Source organism: Hymenobacter gelipurpurascens, assembly GCF_900187375.1.
Taxonomy (GTDB): domain Bacteria; phylum Bacteroidota; class Bacteroidia; order Cytophagales; family Hymenobacteraceae; genus Hymenobacter; species Hymenobacter gelipurpurascens.
This window is the reverse complement of the sequence record NZ_FYEW01000002.1, coordinates 514,331-529,809: the sequence shown is the minus strand read 5'-3', so window position 1 is coordinate 529,809 and position 15,479 is coordinate 514,331. Positions and strand designations below refer to the sequence as shown.

The 15,479-nt window shown below is 56.2% G+C and carries 17 protein-coding genes; 9 read left to right on the top strand and 8 right to left on the bottom strand.

What is annotated here, in order from left to right:
* Window positions 1-21: 21 nt before the first annotated feature.
* The 3 genes from CFT68_RS14000 (at window position 22) to CFT68_RS13990 (ending at window position 2,570) form a co-directional block, all read left to right on the top strand.
* A complete protein-coding gene (locus CFT68_RS14000) occupies window positions 22-1,254 on the top strand; it encodes an acyl-CoA dehydrogenase family protein (protein ID WP_245815394.1) in 1,233 nt (410 codons plus the stop codon).
* A 70-nt stretch (window positions 1,255-1,324) separates the two neighbouring features.
* Entirely contained in the window at window positions 1,325-1,957 is a 633-nt protein-coding gene (locus tag CFT68_RS13995) for a hypothetical protein (RefSeq protein WP_088844176.1), read from the top strand.
* Between the two features lie 382 nt (window positions 1,958-2,339).
* On the top strand, window positions 2,340-2,570 hold the full coding sequence (locus CFT68_RS13990) for a hypothetical protein (RefSeq protein WP_088844175.1): 231 nt from the start codon (window positions 2,340-2,342) through the stop codon (window positions 2,568-2,570).
* Window positions 2,571-2,575: 5 nt separating this feature from the next.
* Here the strand turns inward: CFT68_RS13990 and CFT68_RS13985 are convergent, their stop codons facing one another.
* Window positions 2,576-3,037: a DUF4268 domain-containing protein gene (locus CFT68_RS13985; protein ID WP_088844174.1), complete on the bottom strand. Its 462-nt coding sequence runs from the start codon at window positions 3,035-3,037 to the stop codon at window positions 2,576-2,578.
* 127 nt (window positions 3,038-3,164) lie between these two features.
* Between CFT68_RS13985 and CFT68_RS13980 the strand changes: the two genes are divergently transcribed.
* Window positions 3,165-3,500, top strand: coding sequence for an HIRAN domain-containing protein (locus tag CFT68_RS13980; protein WP_088844173.1), 336 nt, complete (start codon window positions 3,165-3,167; stop codon window positions 3,498-3,500).
* 16 nt (window positions 3,501-3,516) lie between these two features.
* Here the strand turns inward: CFT68_RS13980 and CFT68_RS13975 are convergent, their stop codons facing one another.
* Together CFT68_RS13975 and CFT68_RS13970 are read right to left on the bottom strand one after the other, a co-directional pair.
* A complete protein-coding gene (locus CFT68_RS13975; protein ID WP_088844172.1) occupies window positions 3,517-4,497 on the bottom strand; it encodes a hypothetical protein in 981 nt (326 codons plus the stop codon).
* Between the two features lie 105 nt (window positions 4,498-4,602).
* Entirely contained in the window at window positions 4,603-5,298 is a 696-nt protein-coding gene (locus tag CFT68_RS13970) for a DUF3575 domain-containing protein (RefSeq protein WP_170934809.1), read from the bottom strand.
* Window positions 5,299-5,505: 207 nt separating this feature from the next.
* Between CFT68_RS13970 and ruvB the strand changes: the two genes are divergently transcribed.
* Together ruvB and queG are read left to right on the top strand one after the other, a co-directional pair.
* Window positions 5,506-6,549, top strand: a complete 1,044-nt coding sequence (ruvB, locus tag CFT68_RS13965) for a Holliday junction branch migration DNA helicase RuvB (protein ID WP_088844170.1) — start codon at window positions 5,506-5,508, stop codon at window positions 6,547-6,549.
* A 162-nt stretch (window positions 6,550-6,711) separates the two neighbouring features.
* Complete coding sequence (queG, locus tag CFT68_RS13960; protein WP_088844169.1) at window positions 6,712-7,665, top strand: tRNA epoxyqueuosine(34) reductase QueG; 954 nt, start codon at window positions 6,712-6,714, stop codon at window positions 7,663-7,665.
* Between the two features lie 125 nt (window positions 7,666-7,790).
* Here queG and CFT68_RS13955 read toward each other — a convergent pair whose 3' ends face one another.
* The 5 genes from CFT68_RS13955 to CFT68_RS13935 form a co-directional block, all read right to left on the bottom strand.
* Complete coding sequence (locus CFT68_RS13955; RefSeq protein WP_088845085.1) at window positions 7,791-7,979, bottom strand: hypothetical protein; 189 nt, start codon at window positions 7,977-7,979, stop codon at window positions 7,791-7,793.
* A gap of 273 nt (window positions 7,980-8,252) precedes the next feature.
* Complete coding sequence (locus tag CFT68_RS13950; protein WP_088844168.1) at window positions 8,253-9,137, bottom strand: ferritin-like domain-containing protein; 885 nt, start codon at window positions 9,135-9,137, stop codon at window positions 8,253-8,255.
* A 12-nt stretch (window positions 9,138-9,149) separates the two neighbouring features.
* Complete coding sequence (locus tag CFT68_RS13945; RefSeq protein ID WP_088844167.1) at window positions 9,150-9,872, bottom strand: ferritin-like domain-containing protein; 723 nt, start codon at window positions 9,870-9,872, stop codon at window positions 9,150-9,152.
* Between the two features lie 206 nt (window positions 9,873-10,078).
* Window positions 10,079-10,888, bottom strand: coding sequence for a ferritin-like domain-containing protein (locus CFT68_RS13940; RefSeq protein WP_088844166.1), 810 nt, complete (start codon window positions 10,886-10,888; stop codon window positions 10,079-10,081).
* A 27-nt stretch (window positions 10,889-10,915) separates the two neighbouring features.
* Window positions 10,916-11,641, bottom strand: a complete 726-nt coding sequence (locus tag CFT68_RS13935) for a ferritin-like domain-containing protein (protein WP_088844165.1) — start codon at window positions 11,639-11,641, stop codon at window positions 10,916-10,918.
* Between the two features lie 251 nt (window positions 11,642-11,892).
* Between CFT68_RS13935 and CFT68_RS13930 the strand changes: the two genes are divergently transcribed.
* From CFT68_RS13930 to CFT68_RS13920, 3 genes are all read left to right on the top strand, one after another.
* Window positions 11,893-13,383 carry a BatD family protein gene (locus tag CFT68_RS13930; protein WP_088844164.1) on the top strand — a complete coding sequence of 497 codons (1,491 nt, stop codon included), beginning with the start codon at window positions 11,893-11,895 and terminating at the stop codon, window positions 13,381-13,383.
* Window positions 13,384-13,528: 145 nt separating this feature from the next.
* Entirely contained in the window at window positions 13,529-14,608 is a 1,080-nt protein-coding gene (gene aroC, locus CFT68_RS13925) for a chorismate synthase (protein WP_088844163.1), read from the top strand.
* A 209-nt stretch (window positions 14,609-14,817) separates the two neighbouring features.
* A complete protein-coding gene (locus CFT68_RS13920; RefSeq protein ID WP_088844162.1) occupies window positions 14,818-15,450 on the top strand; it encodes a NifU family protein in 633 nt (210 codons plus the stop codon).
* Window positions 15,451-15,479: the final 29 nt, after the last annotated feature.

The window sequence follows — 15,479 nt, the reverse complement described above, 5'->3', positions numbered from 1 at the left end:
AAACCCCACCCACTTTTCACTATGTCTTCGCAAGCTGACGTTCTCTCGCCCAAGGCTCAGGTACAGCAAAACAAAGGCTCCCTGAATGCCGCTGGCTTCACTGATTATTACGACATCGACGGCCTGCTCACGGAAGAGCACAAGCTCATTCGCCAGAGTATCCGCGACTTCGTGAAGAAGGAAATTTCGCCTAATATCGAGCAGTGGGCCCAGCAGGCGCACTTTCCCTCCGAGATTGTGCGCAAGTTTGGTGAAGTGGGCGCGTTCGGGCCTACCATCCCTACGGAGTACGGCGGCGGTGGCCTAGACTACATCAGCTATGGCCTGATTATGCAGGAAATTGAGCGCGGCGACTCCGGTATGCGCTCCACGGCTTCGGTGCAGGGCTCCTTGGTCATGTTCCCGATCTATCAGTACGGGTCGGAGGAGCAGCGCCGCAAGTTCCTGCCCAAGCTGGCTTCCGGCGAATGGCTGGGCTGCTTCGGCCTCACGGAGCCTGACCACGGCTCCAACCCCGGCGGCATGACCACCAATATCAAGGATATGGGTGATTATTACCTGCTGAACGGTGCGAAGCTCTGGATATCTAACTCGCCCGAGTGCCAGGTGGCCGTGGTGTGGGCCAAAGACGACAACGGCCGCATTCGCGGGGTTATCGTGGAGCGCGGGATGGAAGGTTTCACCACCCCCGAAATCCATAACAAATGGAGCCTGCGCGCTAGCACCACCGGCGAGCTGGTGTTCGAGGACGTGCGCATTCCCAAAGAAAACATCCTGCCCAACATCGACGGCCTCAAAGGCCCGCTCTCCTGCCTCGATTCGGCTCGCTACGGCATTGCCTGGGGCGCGTTGGGGGCGGCTATCGACTGTTACGAGTCGGCACTGAAGTACTCCTTACAGCGCGAGCAGTTCGGTAAGCCGATTGCCTCGTTCCAGCTGCAACAGAAGAAGCTGGCCGAAATGATTACCGAAATCACGAAAGCCCAGCTAATGGTGTGGCGCCTGGGCATGCTCAAAAACGAAGGCAAAGCCACCTCGGCCCAGATTTCGATGGCCAAGCGCAACTCCGTAGAAATTGCCCTGCACATTGCCCGCGAAGCCCGGCAGATTCACGGCGGCATGGGCATCACGGGCGAGTACCCCATCATGCGCCACATGATGAACTTGGAGTCGGTAGTGACCTACGAAGGCACCCACGACATCCACCTGCTCATCACGGGTGCTGATATCACCGGTATTCAGGCGTTCAAGTAAGCTTGAGAAATACTACATTGAAACGGCCGTTCTGGAAGCAGAGCGGCCGTTTTCATTTATGTTTACTGCTATGAAGAACCTGCTCATGATAGGTTTGCTGGTGCTATGGAAAGTTAGTGCTTGCTACGGACAGAAAGTGCCAGAAGCTCTGCAGTATCAGCTTGCTTCTACCATCGTCGAAGATTTACGTCCAATATCCGTTTTAGTACCTGCGCAATTGCCCGATACGTTAGGGGTAAGAGTATATCTATCGGCTCATCCAAACTCATACTATTTCACGCAAACTGAGAAGTTTATGCTGTCTGGTAAAGAGACAGATCAATTTAATTCTTTGCTTCGCTACTTCAAGCCAGCTGATATACTCTATATGCAACAGCAATTGCCAGCTGTTCGAGAGTTTAAATTTAAACTAGGCCGCTTCCCGCAAAACTGGGTGCATATAATTACGAAAGATACTCTTACACCACTTGGTGCCCAGTATAACAAAAGACTGGAGTCGAGTGAAGAGTATAAGCGTTATGACTCCCTGCTCCATCTATACGGCTCTAACCGTAGGTTCGAGATTTGGGGAATGTTGTTCTCACGCGACTTCAAAAGCGCAGTGGTGTCGGTGAGTTACTATGATGGATGGGACATATGGGTTTATAAAAAAGGCCCAAATGGATGGCGTCGAGAAGGTAAACTGTATTCTGTAATCGAGTGATTAAACAGATATAGTATAACGATTCATGGGACTTGATTCAGTCGAGCTGCTTGTAGCTTTTGAAAGATTCTTCGGCCTGTCGGTGCCTGACCGAGTAGCGGAAGGACTCTCGCAGGTGGGAAAAGTTGCTGCCTACTTTACGCAGCAACTTGGCTGCAACTCCAGTCCAGCACGAACTAATGCGCACTCTCTTTTGCTGGCTCAGGTAGTCCAGTGCATAACGGATGAAAACAACCCAGTATCCGGGGCCTCCTCTCTGCAGGCTTTGTGGCCTATGCCCAACCGGCGCGCCATACGCCAACAGCTTCAGACTTATACAGACTTAGAGGTTCCAGATCTATCAGAGCCTGTAGCCACACAGGTTAAGTCCTGGTGGCATCGGGTGCTGCATTCCACAACCGTTCCGGCCCGCCCACATAAGCATACAGATTACACCCTGGATGACCTAGTAGACTGGCTGCTTTCTGAAAACTACCAGCAGTTGCTTTCTGAGCCCACGAGTCTGTACGAGGTGCAACGGGTAGTAGTAGGTATCACTGCAGATAATTGCGGCATTGGTGTACCCAAAATTCTGCTTACGGATAGCTTCACCATGGATTTGGGTATTAGCTAAGTGGCCTAACGCAACTCATCAAACGCGTATTGGGCCGTGCTCCAGAACTCATCCAGGGCTATCAGGCGGGGTTTGAAGAAGGAGATGAGCCTAGGCCAGTCGTCGCGGCTGAACAGGTTGGCAGGGCGCAGCTCTTGGTAAATCCGGCTGATGGAGTGGCCGTTGGCATCTTCCGCAGCGGGCTCCCAGATCCACTGCTCTCCTACAGTTTCGTGCAGCACCAACTTCAGTGCCTCAAACTGCTCGAAAAACAGCTCCCTGATATCGGAGTCAGGATGCGTCAGCTCGATGCCGATGGTGGCGTGGCGGCCGTCGGCGTGCAGGCGGAAGTACACGTGCTTGAGGCCGGTTTTGTAGTTAATCCAGTTGGTGGGTACGCCTTCGGCCGAAGGCACTGGCTGCATATACTGCCCAAAGGTGGTCCAGAAGGCCTGGCGTAGTTGGGTGACTTCCGTTTTGCTATACATAGAACACACAGGTACTTTGACCGCGAAAATAGGTTGTGCAGCGGGGCCTAGAGTGGCCTAGAACAGGCCGACGAAGAAATTGTGGCGAGTAGGCGTATTTTACGGCCTCAATCTTCACTTGCACCCTATGTCCACGTCTACGCCCGAGTCTTTGGTTTTGCTTGAATGTCTGGTGGCCGGTACTACCCACCGTACTGGCCTACGGGAACTGGAGCCGCAGTTGCAGCCCAATCAGCCGCTGATGCTGCAGCGCGAAGCTGACAGTGCCTACGACGACTGGGCTGTGCGGGTGTACACTGCCGGCCCCGACGCCTTCTGGCTCGGCTACCTGCCCGAAGGCCGCAACGAAACCGTGGCGCGCCTACTCGATGCGGGCTACCCCGTAGCGGCCCGACTCACGCACAAAGCCTGGGAAGACGAGTGGCTGCATCTGGAGATAGAAGTGCTGCTGGAGCGCGCCTAGGCCACTTTCTACTGGCCTACAGCAAATCGGCCAGGGCCAACACTTCCTCGCGAGCTTGCGCAATTTCGGGCGAATCGGGGAAGGTATGCTGCACCCAGCGCGTGAAACCGGTCACCATTTCGCCCACGGCCTGGCGGTGGCTGGCGGGCGCGGCTTCGGTGGTAGCGGCGTCGGCATCGGCGGGCAGCGTCGGAAAAAGCTCTTCCAGGCCAATGCGCGCCATCACATCCGATACGAACACCATCCCGCACACCTGCATGCCCTGGTACAGCTGAATCAGCTCGGGCATAGTGAGGGTAAGCTGCTCCTGTGCGTGAGCCCGGCCCAAATGCTCCAGCAGCGGCTCCAGCGCTTCGGGCTGCAGGTTCTTGAACTGGCCTACGGCACGCATAAATGGGTGGTCGGCGGCTTGGGGCAGGCTATGTACCAACAGTAGCGAGAGGCGCAGCATCTGCAGCTGCGGCTCCGTCAGGCGCAGGTTAGCCGCTGGCGGCACCGGCACGGGTATCTGAGCCACGTACTCGGCGAAAATTTCCTCCACTCGCAGCCGATGCAGGCCTAGGGAAGCCGCCCCCGCCGGAGCAGGCAAATGCTCTTCCAATGTCGTCAGGAAAGCGCCGCTGAGCTCCAGGCAATAGTTGTTCAGGGTGTGCAACTGCTCTTCTGAAATGGTCATCTGTTGCTGCACATAGGCCAGTACAGGCGTCGCCAACGACGTTTCCAGGGTGAGTCGGCCCAACAGCAGCAGATGATACAACGCCAGCGGCTCGGTGCGGAGCGCTGCCAGCAGCTGCTCATGGTTCTGAATTTCGTTAAGCCGCTGCACATCTGCGGAGCGTAGGCCAGTCAGGTCCGTCAGTTGCTGCGTGAGGGCTGTGGCCGGGCGGCTAAGCAGCTCGGCGGCCGCCATGCCGTGCAGGCTCAGGCAGTGCGCCAGCTGGTCGTAGAAATCAAGCGGAAGGGTATCGAGCCAGGAAGGGGAAGCGGATGAGGGCATGCAACAGAAACTGATGGAGGCGCAAGTTACGGGCCGACAGTTAGGGAGCTACTGACGCTTGCGTAAAGCCAAAAAGCTGTTCTGCCAGTCTAGGCCACTCTTTTACTACTTCAGGATGCTGTAGGCCACCCGTAATGCTAGGGCAGGATGCACGGTTTTCTTCACGCCAGGGTCGGGTGTTTTGCTCAGAAAGTTCTGCTCCGGCGCATCGTAGAGGTAGTCGCCGGCGCGCTCGTTTTGGGTAGTATACACGGTTTCAATGCGCCGGAAGCCCAGGCCCAGGGCCGCATCCAGCCAGAAACGCTGACCCAGGCGGCGCATCATGCCGGCTTTCAGGGCGCCGCCTTCAATCGTTTTTTCGATGTGGGCCTGCTCGTAGGCGCGGAACTCGCCGTTGCGGTAGAAGTTGCTGTTGCGCAGGTCATATTCCTCGGGCACATAAAAGCCTTCGGCCGCTATGTACCATTGTTTTTGCTCGGTGCGCGGGAAGTAAAAGCGACCTTCAGCTTTAAACTTCTGGTAGCGCATATTTTCTTTCTTGATGTTCCAATTGAATACCCGCAAAGGCGTAAACCGGAAGCCATAATCCAGCTCCAACCCAACGCGCGGCACCGGCCGAAACTCCACGCCCAAGAGCAATGCGCTGGTATTAGGATCAAAGAGAGTGAGCGGTGCCAGTTTCAGCAGCAGCCGTTCAGTAGGCATGAGGCGCGGCGTTACTGATTGTGCCGAAACCCGGAAAGAAACAGCCAGCAAAACCAAAAAGAACAACAGACGACGCATCAGGAAAAAAGTAAGCATGTGCAGGCTTAGAAAGCGAATCAGCCGCTTAAAATAGACAAAGCAAGCCATCGAGCCTATTCTTACAGGCATTGCAGTTGAGCTAAAAACCACTATTGCTAATGATATTAGTTTAAATAGCTATTGGACAATATTTTTTGCTAAAAAAGGCACAAACCCGGTGCTTCGGGTGTTACCTTTCGACACACACAGAACCGACTTACGCTTATGCGCGAACCGTATATGACGGGTGGTAACGAACACTTCGACGCCACCGACAAAGACATTGACAAGGCCTTGCGCCCGCTTTCCTTCGATGACTTCACGGGGCAGGGCAAGGTGGTCGAGAACCTGAAAGTATTCGTGGCGGCCGCCAAACACCGCGGCGAGGCCCTCGATCACGTGTTGCTGCACGGACCTCCCGGCCTGGGCAAAACCACGCTTTCGCACATCATCGCTAACGAGCTGGAAGCTGGCATTAAAATGACCAGCGGCCCGGTGCTCGACAAGCCTTCCGACCTGGCCGGCCTGCTCACCAACTTGGAGCCGAATGACGTGCTCTTCATTGATGAGATTCACCGCCTGAACCCGGTGGTGGAAGAGTACCTGTACTCGGCCATGGAGGACTACCGCATCGACATCATGCTCGATTCGGGTCCGAATGCGCGTTCCGTGCAGATTTCGCTGTCGCCCTTCACGCTGATTGGCGCCACCACGCGCTCCGGCATGCTCACTTCACCGCTACGGGCGCGTTTCGGTATCAGCTCCCGTTTGGAGTATTATGATTCCAAGCTGCTGACTAGTATCGTGAAGCGCTCGGCTGAGATTCTGGGTACCCCGATTTACGACGACGCGGCCTTTGAAATTGCCCGCCGCTCGCGCGGTACGCCGCGTATCGCCAACAATCTGCTGCGTCGTACCCGCGACTTTGCCCAGATCAAAGGTACCGGCACTATCACGCAGGACATTGCCCACTTCGCCCTGAACGCCTTGGACGTAGACCAGAACGGCCTCGACGAAATGGACATCCGCATCCTGACCACCATCATCGATAAGTTCAAAGGCGGCCCCGTAGGCCTATCCACCATCGCCACGGCTTGCGGCGATGAGGCTGAAACAATCGAGGAAGTGTACGAGCCATTCCTGATTCAGGAAGGCTTTATCAAGCGCACCAGCCGCGGCCGCGAGGCTACGGAAAACGCGTACAAGCACCTCGGCCGCCCCATGCCCCAGCACCTGCGCGGTAATGTAGCCGGCGACTTGTTCGAGTAGGCCTAGGCCAGAACTAAAGCCATAGTAAAAGATCGTCATCCTGAGCAGAGCGAAGGATCTTATAACGTAAGCACGAGAGGCTAGGCCAGTCGTTCAGTTGTTATAAGTTCCTTCGCTCTGCTCAGGATGACGTATTTTTGTAGATAGCCCGCCGATAGTACCATGCTTCCCACCGCTCATTATACTGCTTTCATTAAGCGCCGCGCGGCGGAGCTGGGCTTTATGTACTGCGGTATCTCGAAGGCGGACTTTCTGGAGGAAGAAGCGCCGCGGCTGGAGAACTGGCTGAATGGCCAGATGCACGGGCAGATGGCCTACATGGCCAACCACTTCGATAAGCGCCTTGACCCGCGCCTGCTGGTAGATGGGGCCAAGTCGGTGATTTCGCTGCTGCTCAACTACTACCCGCCCGAAGAAACCCAGCAGCCCGACGACACGCTCAAAGTCAGCAAATACGCCTACGGCCGCGACTACCACTTCGTCATTAAAGACAAGCTCAAGACCCTGCTACATGATATGCAGGAGGAGATAGGAGAGGTAGGCGGGCGGTGCTTCGTGGATTCGGCGCCGGTGATGGATAAGGCGTGGGCCAAGAAGAGTGGCCTAGGTTGGGTAGGTAAGAATAGCAACCTCATCCGGCCCGGCGTAGGCTCGTTCTTCTTCATTGCCGAACTGATCGTGGATGTAGAACTGGCCTACGACGGTCCCATTAAGGACTACTGCGGCACCTGCACCAAGTGTATGGACGCTTGCCCGACCCAGGCCATCACGGAGCCCTACGTCGTCGATGGCAGCAAGTGCATCAGCTACTTCACCATTGAGCTGAAGGACCAGATACCGCGGGAAGTAGAAGGCAAATTTGGGAACTGGGTGTTCGGCTGCGACATCTGCCAGGACGTGTGCCCCTGGAACCGCTTCTCGAAGCCCCACCAGGAGCCGCAGTTCAACGCCCACCCTGGCCTCAAGGACCTCACGGCCGGCGACTGGCGCGAAATCACGCACGAGTTGTTCTCGGAGCTATTTCGGCAGTCGGCGGTGAAGCGTACGGGCTACGCGGGCCTCACGCGCAACATCAAGTTCGTGACGGGCGAGGATGTGCCCGATAGGACGTTGTAGAAGTGGCCTAGGCCTGTCCCGAAAGCATCTGAAAAACGGAACCCCCGTCCGGTTCGCCCAGAGCTGCCGTGGCAACTGGAGCGAACCGGACGGGGGCCGGTTGTTGGTAGAGCTTTGCTGAAGCCCTACGCCGTCTGCACAAACACGCGGTTCAAAATGCGGCTGTACACCTTCGAGAATTGCTGGTAGCACCAGGATTTCAGCTCCGATAATTCCATCGGAACCAACATCCGCAGGGCCTTACGCAATTCCTTTTCGAACAAGATTTTGTCGAAGCTCACTTTGAGCAGGATGGTTTTGGCGTACTCAAGCATGGTGAAGTTGGTTTTCAAAAAAGCGGGTTAGAACAGAACGTTTCATCCGGAATTGGGCCTCTATACGGATAAGCTTAAAAATGGCTTAAGTGTATAAATTCCCTTTTGCCAAGATGAATGAAAGATACAAAAGTTTGTTTGATGAATACAAACTAACGGGTGTTAGTAGTTCACTTTCTTTAACGGATAAACAAAAAAAAGAGACGACTTAGTCGTCCCTTTCTTTGGGTAGGCCACTTCTTATTTCTTGTTATGAAATGATGAAATGTTGAGCTAGTAGATAAACTGACCAAGTATGGTGCCTGCTGCCTGGGCCGTGATGGGCTCATCGAAGGCCTCGGCCACCTTTGCCAAGATAGCGGCTTGCGAAAGCGGCGGCGTGGCAACGTTAATCGGCAGCGAATCGGTGAAGGGAACCGGGTTGTTGTTGGCCAAGTATTGCACGGAGCTTTCTTCTCCGGCGTAGGCCGTAGCGGCAATGGTGCCGGCCGCTCCAAGAGGAGTGTCAGAGGGGCTTACCCAACTCTTAACCGTGGCGCCGCGCTGCCGCCGCATGGTCCGGATATGAGAAGAATGGCGCGCCTCCGTAGAGTGAACGCGCAGGGCAGTTTCCAGCAGGTAGTTGTCGTACTGAATATATTCTACCTGGCCTTTGTAGGCCCGTACGCCGGCATCTTCTAATAGCTGGGCTACTTTCAGAAAGGTATCGAAGTTCGTGAAAACATCGGGGAACAACGTGGCCTGGGTGCCGTTCTTGCTGCCTGTAAAATCAAAACGAGGCACTGCATCCAGGGTACCACCCGAGTTTTGGATCAGGCGGGTGAATAAGGCTATGTGCTGCTGCTCGTGGAGCTGCATGGTTTGGATAGCGGCCTTGTTTTCGGCAGTCCCCAGGAACGCATCAGCATTGGAGAGGCCTAGCGCCCGGGAATACAGCTCATTCTCTAGCTGGCTTAGCGTAAGTCCTAGTTTCAGGACATCGAGTACTGTGGGCACGTCGCGAGCTACCACTGGCTGGGGTAGGACAGTAAGCACGGCCGGCAATACAGCCGTTCCGGCCTGCGCCAACCGGCGCAAGGCAGTGCGGCGCGGACCGGCCACGTTCAGCTGCTGCGGATTTAGTTCGGCCAACTGGGCCAGGAGTTTCAGCAATTTCATGAGCAAGGCAGCTTAACTAACGGGAAGGCCCGTGGCCACAAGGGTAACCGGCAAGAACTTGGCAATCAGCTCGGCTACTTCAACAGGAGTCTTTACAATATCAAGGCCGGCAGAGTCGCCGGTGGTAGCCACCACATCGGAAGCCGCGAAGGAGCCGGGCTGGGCCTGGTCGCGCACAAAGGCGGCGTGGCGCGCTTCTACGGAAGCAATTTTGCCTAGCAAACGAAGGTTGGTACCTTCACTGATGAGCTTACCAGCGCCATTGTAAGCCGCTACACCTACATCCTCTAGGGTGCGCGCGGCGGCATACACACCAGCGCGAGTGGTAAGCGTAAACGACGAGAAATCAAAGACCAAGGCAGTGCCAATGTTCGCATCATAAGCAGTGGTACCCAGCGCATACCGCAGAAACTCCCGGTGGATAACCTCATGGTCGCGCAGGTCTACGAAAGCGGCTTTGTCGTCGGCGGTGAAGTCAGTGGGGAAGGCATCCACCACTTTCTGGTAGAATGCGGCTTCTAGTTGCTCCAGTAGGTAGGCGTAGTTCAGTAGCCCACTGTCGCCGCTGCCCAAATTGAGGGTATTGGCAGTTGTAACCGGCGTAGGGTCGGGGTCATCGTTGCAACCGGCCAGCACCAGCGTGGTAGCGGCAGCAGTGGCCCCCACTACCCGAAAGAACGAGCGGCGGCGCACCGTGCGGGCCAGAAAAGAAGTAGAAAATAGTGGCTCAGACATGCGTAAATTACTCAGCGGGCTCATCTCGGGAACCCGGCAGCGGGCCCCTACTAACAAATGTACTCCGATAAACCGGGATGCACTACCTACCAGAGCCATAGGCCACCCGAAAGGTTGCCAGGCAGGTAAGCGCTACCCGAAACAACATAAAAAAAGCTGACCCGCGAACAGGTCAGCTTTTTTGTATTTACAGCAAGTGGGCTGTACTAGCCTACTAGGCCACCAGCACGTGAAGCATCTAGTACTTCGGGCTTGGTCAGGATTTCGTCGAATGCTGCGGCAGCATCGTTGGCACTGTAGCCAGCACCCAGCTTGGTGATGTCTACACCCGCTTGCATAACGTTGCTTTCGGGAGTAGCACCCGTGTACACTGGGCCAAGCGGAGCGGGCAGGCTAGAGTCCGAAGCCGGAATCCAGGGAGCCTGCATACGCATAGTACGAATGTGTGCCGCGTGACGAGCTTCTACTGAGTGAATCTGGAGAGCTACCTGAAGCAGGCTGGTGGTGCCAGCCATTGCGCCAATCAGGTTGCCGGCCTGGCCTTTGTAGGCCCGTACGCCAGTATCTTCCAGTGCCTGCGCTACTACCAACTGGGTAGCATAGTCGGCTGGGAATGCCGAAGCTTTGAACTTGGTGCCGCTTACAGGCATGCCTTGCAGCGCCTTGATGGTATCAGTCAGCAGTTTTACGTGAGCCGTTTCATGCTTTAGGATCAAAGCAATAGCGCCCTGAGGTGCACCAGTTGGCACCTTGCCAGCAGCTGTCATTTGCTTGTAGAAGTCTTCCTCAAGCTGCTCCAGCGTCAGGGCGTAGTTCAGTACGTCAAGTACAGCCGAGTTGGTCGTCTGGCCATAGGCCTTCTGGAACAACGAAGAGACAAAAACAGGAGCAGAAGCCAAGGCACCCATTTTGGCAGTGTTGCCGAGGGCCTTGAAAACGGAGCGACGGGAGTCGAAACGTCCCAGGACGTCGGCATCTACCTCCGACAGTTGCTCGATAATGCGAAATATATTCATGATGGAGTGTCGTTAAACGGAGGAGAATTACTTGCCTACGCTGGTAGCATCAAGCTTTTGTTGAACAAACGGCTGAGCGGCAGCAATTACGTCTACCGGCTCCATGGCCTTGTCTAGGCCAGTAGTGGCATCGATAATGGTGTCATCGGCGAAGCTACCGTTCGCAATCAGGTCGCGTACATAGGCGGCGTGGCGAGCCTCAACAGAGACAATCTTACCAGCTACTACCAGGTAATCGGCCGTCTTGATGTATTTGCCTGCTCCGTTATAAGCAGCTACTCCCAGATCTTCGAACGTTTTGGCGGTAGCCAATACCGAAGCACGCTTGGTGAAGTCGATGCTAGTGAAAATAGGGGTCAGGTCCTGAATGATCTTGCCAGGGGCATCGCGGTTGATGGCTGCCTTGAAGAAGTCGCGGTGAATGGCTTCGTGGGCGGCTACCTGCGAGAAGTAATCCTTTTCAACGGCCGAGAAATCGGCGGCTGGGGTTGCCTTTACTTGTGCATAGAAAGCGGCTTCCAGCTGCTCCAGTGCATACGCGAAGTTCAATACTCCTACATCACCTGAACCCAGGTTGACCATGCCGGAGTTATTGTCCGTGTCGTTGTCATCGTCGTCGCAACCCGAGAGCAGCAGAGCGGTAGCACCAGCAGTAGCGCCGGCATACATGAAGAAGGAGCGGCGCTTAATGGGCGTATACAGCGGCTTTGCGAATTCCGCGTCGTCTCCACCAGATTGGGTGATTTTAGACATAGGAAAGAAATGATTAGGGTGAGAAGAAAGTAAAGGCAATACCCAGCCAGCCCACTTCAGAAGTGGTTTTTCGGGATTTTAGAATGATCTTGGAGGCTAACTGTGGAGAATTACGGGGCGCGTGCCAAAGCGGATTTAAAAAGGCCCAAATCTTGTAACAATCATTTTTGATAGACTGGTAACCTCAGCAGTAAACTAAACCAGCGTCAAGCTTTTATGTAGCTTTGGCGCTTTCCCCTTGCGTGCTGCCCATGCAGACTTTCTTGCGACTATCCGGGCTCTTTCTGCTCTTCTTACTTTCAGTTTTTATAGAGTTGCCGGCCACGGCGCAGCCAGTAGCACCGGTGGCAGAGGCCGAAATCGTGCTCGGCCCGCCCAGTTTCTCCATCAATGAGTACTTCACCATCAGCTTTTTGCTGCGTGGGGCACCGCTGGAGCGTTACTCGGCTTTTCCGGAAATTGAGGGATTCAAAAAAAGTGGCAAATCCAGCACCACTACCACGCGCATTGTGGCCGGCGCCCGCTCCACGGAGCTTACCATCACGCAGCGCTATGCGGCGTACGCCGAAGGCGAGTTCGCGCTGAAGCCATTTACCATGACCATCAATGGCCTGACCGTGCGCTCCGCTGGCCTGGCGCTGAAGGTTGGGCCCGCCGCCGCTGCGGCTCCTGCGCCTCCGGGTGGGGTCACGCCGCCCGGCATAGGCCTACTAGATCAGCTATTTGGGAAGCCCAAGGTGCAGGACTATGTAGAACCCAAGGACCAGGCATTTTTGGCGCTGGTGCCCGATAAGGAGAAAGTATATGTGGGCCAAGGCCTGCACATTGGGCTGTACTTCTATCTCACGCCCCAGGACCAGGGTATCCTGGAGTTCTACGATTTCGCGGGGCAGCTGCCCAACATCATCCGGCAGCTACGGCAGCGCACCGTATGGGAAGAGACCTTTGATGAGCAGGAAATTGTGCCCGAAAACGTGCAGGTAGGTGGCAAGCCATTTCTGCGCTACCGCCTGTATGAAGCAGAGCTGTACCCCTTGAATGCCCAGCCACTCAGCTTTCCGGTAGTACCGCTACGCATGGTGAAATACCGCGTCGCGAAAAAGCCTGAGGCAGGCCTAGACAACCGTATGGAGGGCTACAAAACGTATTTCACGGCGCCGCGTAATATTGCCGTGCTACCCTTGCCGCCGCACCCACTACGCGATGTGGTGCCGGTAGGGAGCTACCGGTTGCGCGAAGCCATTGACCGCACCAGCTTTCGCACCGGGCAGGCGTTTACTTACTCCTTTATATTAGAAGGCGAAGGTAACCTCTCGGCTCTCACGCTGCCGGCCCCGGCGCCCTACACTGGCCTAGAGGTGTACGGGCCCGATGTGGAGCAGAACCTGACCCGCCAGGGCGGGCGCGTAGGAGGCCGCAAAACCTTCCGCTACCGCCTGATTGCGCGTAGGCCAGGTGCGGTTCCGCTGGATAGCCTGTTTTCGCTGGTTGCGTTCAACCCCGCCACAGCCCGCTACGATACGCTGCGGGCCACCCTGCATCCGGTAGTAAAAGGTCCGGTGCGGGAAGCCGCCACGTTCCGCCCGCGCCCCACCGATCCGTTTTATCAAGAGGCCCTGCGCGACGCCGACAATACTCCGCAGAAGATTACCGTGTACCAGGATGTGCGCCGCTATGCCAATGTGTTGCTGCTCGTGTTGCTGGTCGGCGCAGGAATAGGCTGGTGGCGAGCCAAACGGTGAAGTGGTGAAAGGTGAAGCGGTGAAAAGTCTGGTCTTGCCGGAACCAGCTATACCTTTACGGCAGCGGCCCGCCCGCTGTGCTCTGCAAAAAGCCTGTTAGCAATTCTGTAGGCCACTTCACAACTTCACCTTTCACCACTTCACCATGTCTAATACCTTCGGCACCCTGTTTCGCATTACCACATTTGGCGAGTCGCATGGGCCGGGAATTGGGGTCGTGGTTGATGGGTGTCCGGCAGGCCTGGCGGTGGAGGTGGCCGATATTCAGGCGGCGCTGGACCGCCGTAGGCCAGGGCAAAGCGACCTGACCACGCCGCGCAAGGAAGCCGACCAAGTGGAGGTACTGTCGGGCTTGTTTCAGGGCTACACCACGGGCACGCCCATCGGCTTGTTCATCCGCAACCAGGACCAGGCCAGCCACGATTACTCGCACATCGAGCACGCCTACCGGCCCTCGCACGCCGACTACACCTACGACCAGAAGTACGGCCGGCGCGACTACCGGGGCGGCGGCCGCAGTTCGGCCCGCGAAACGGCGGCGCGGGTGGCTGCCGGCGTTATTGCCCAGAAGCTGCTGGCGCAACACGGCATTCAGGTGAGCAGCTACGTTTCGCAGGTAGGCGCCATACAGGTTCCGGTCGGGTATGAAGCCCTTGACCTAGGCCTCATCGACTCGAACCCGGTACGCTGCCCGCACCCCGAAACGGCGGAGCGTATGGCCGACCTCATCCGCCAGACCCGCGACCGGCACGATACCGTAGGCGGCGTGGTAACGGGCGTCGCGAAAGGCGTGCCTGTAGGCCTGGGCGAGCCGGTTTTTGATAGGCTCCATGCTGAGCTAGGCCACGCTATGCTGAGTATTAATGCCGTAAAAGGCTTTGAGTATGGCTCCGGCTTTAGTGGGGTGTTGCTGTTCGGCTCCGAGCATAATGATGCGTTTTACACCGATGAAGCTGGGCAGGTACGCACGCGCACCAATCACTCGGGCGGCATTCAGGGCGGCATCAGCAATGGGCAGGATATCTACTTCCGGGTGGCGTTTAAGCCAGTAGCCACCATTCTGCAGCCGCAGGCCACCATCAACGACCAGGGCGAGGAAATTACGCTGGCCGGCAAAGGCCGCCACGACCCGTGCGTGCTGCCCCGCGCCGTGCCCATCGTAGATGCCATGACTAGCCTAGTGCTGGCCGATATGCTGCTGCGGGCCCGCAGCAATAAGGCCTGAGCGGTGAATTTTCTGCGCCAGAATATAGTTTACAGGATATGCTACGGTGGTTTCTGAGGAAACGAGTGGCCTAGCGCAATGCAGGCCATACCCTTCGGCAATGCATACTTGCGTACTTTTGTAACTTCTACCGCTTTCCGCGGTTTTACCTACCAGCCCGGCGCCTCAGCCGACTGATCTTCTCCCGCTTGTCTCCAAGTCTTTCAAACATGGCTGAACAACTCACTGCCCCCGCTGCGCCGGTTTCTATCTACGCCGAAGCCAGCCCCAACCCCGAATCCATGAAGTTTGTGCTCAATACCCATCTGCTGGCAGATGGCGTGAGCGTAGACTATCCTAACGCGGAAGCCGCCGCCAACTCGCCGTTGGCCCAGGAGCTTTTCCAGTTCGATTACGTGAACCGCGTATTCATTGCCCAGAACTTTGTTACGGTAACTAAAGGCACTGACCATCAGTGGGCCCAGCTTATTCCTGAGCTGCGCACCTTCCTGAAGTCGTACGTAGAGGCCGGCGGCCCAATCTTCACCGTTGACCCTGCTGCGGAGCAAGCTGCTGCTCAGCAAGCTGCTGCCACCGGTAGCTCGTCGGAAGCCGACCAGCAAACCAGCCAGAAAATCATCGACCTGCTCGATAACTACGTGCGCCCCGCCGTGGAGCAGGACGGTGGCAACATCACCTTCAAGAGCTACCATGATGGCATCGTGACCGTGAACCTGCAGGGTTCGTGCTCGGGCTGTCCATCAGCTACCGTTACGCTGAAATCAGGCATCGAAAACCTGCTCAAGCGCATGGTGCCCGAGGTGAAAGAGGTAGTAGCAGAAGGTATCACGGCCAGCTTCTAGTATTTGCTGGAGCGTTATATCAACACAGA

Coding starts and splice junctions, on each gene's coding strand:
- CFT68_RS14000 (WP_245815394.1), top strand. CDS start 22: ATGTCTTCGCAAGCTGACGTTCTCTCGCCCAAGGCTCAGGTACAGCAA.
- CFT68_RS13995 (WP_088844176.1), top strand. CDS start 1,325: ATGAAGAACCTGCTCATGATAGGTTTGCTGGTGCTATGGAAAGTTAGT.
- CFT68_RS13985 (WP_088844174.1), bottom strand. CDS start 3,037: ATGTATAGCAAAACGGAAGTCACCCAACTACGCCAGGCCTTCTGGACC.
- CFT68_RS13980 (WP_088844173.1), top strand. CDS start 3,165: ATGTCCACGTCTACGCCCGAGTCTTTGGTTTTGCTTGAATGTCTGGTG.
- CFT68_RS13975 (WP_088844172.1), bottom strand. CDS start 4,497: ATGCCCTCATCCGCTTCCCCTTCCTGGCTCGATACCCTTCCGCTTGAT.
- CFT68_RS13970 (WP_170934809.1), bottom strand. CDS start 5,298: ATGCTTACTTTTTTCCTGATGCGTCGTCTGTTGTTCTTTTTGGTTTTG.
- ruvB (WP_088844170.1), top strand. CDS start 5,506: ATGCGCGAACCGTATATGACGGGTGGTAACGAACACTTCGACGCCACC.
- queG (WP_088844169.1), top strand. CDS start 6,712: ATGCTTCCCACCGCTCATTATACTGCTTTCATTAAGCGCCGCGCGGCG.
- CFT68_RS13955 (WP_088845085.1), bottom strand. CDS start 7,979: ATGCTTGAGTACGCCAAAACCATCCTGCTCAAAGTGAGCTTCGACAAA.
- CFT68_RS13950 (WP_088844168.1), bottom strand. CDS start 9,137: ATGAAATTGCTGAAACTCCTGGCCCAGTTGGCCGAACTAAATCCGCAG.
- CFT68_RS13945 (WP_088844167.1), bottom strand. CDS start 9,872: ATGTCTGAGCCACTATTTTCTACTTCTTTTCTGGCCCGCACGGTGCGC.
- CFT68_RS13940 (WP_088844166.1), bottom strand. CDS start 10,888: ATGAATATATTTCGCATTATCGAGCAACTGTCGGAGGTAGATGCCGAC.
- CFT68_RS13935 (WP_088844165.1), bottom strand. CDS start 11,641: ATGTCTAAAATCACCCAATCTGGTGGAGACGACGCGGAATTCGCAAAG.
- CFT68_RS13930 (WP_088844164.1), top strand. CDS start 11,893: ATGCAGACTTTCTTGCGACTATCCGGGCTCTTTCTGCTCTTCTTACTT.
- aroC (WP_088844163.1), top strand. CDS start 13,529: ATGTCTAATACCTTCGGCACCCTGTTTCGCATTACCACATTTGGCGAG.
- CFT68_RS13920 (WP_088844162.1), top strand. CDS start 14,818: ATGGCTGAACAACTCACTGCCCCCGCTGCGCCGGTTTCTATCTACGCC.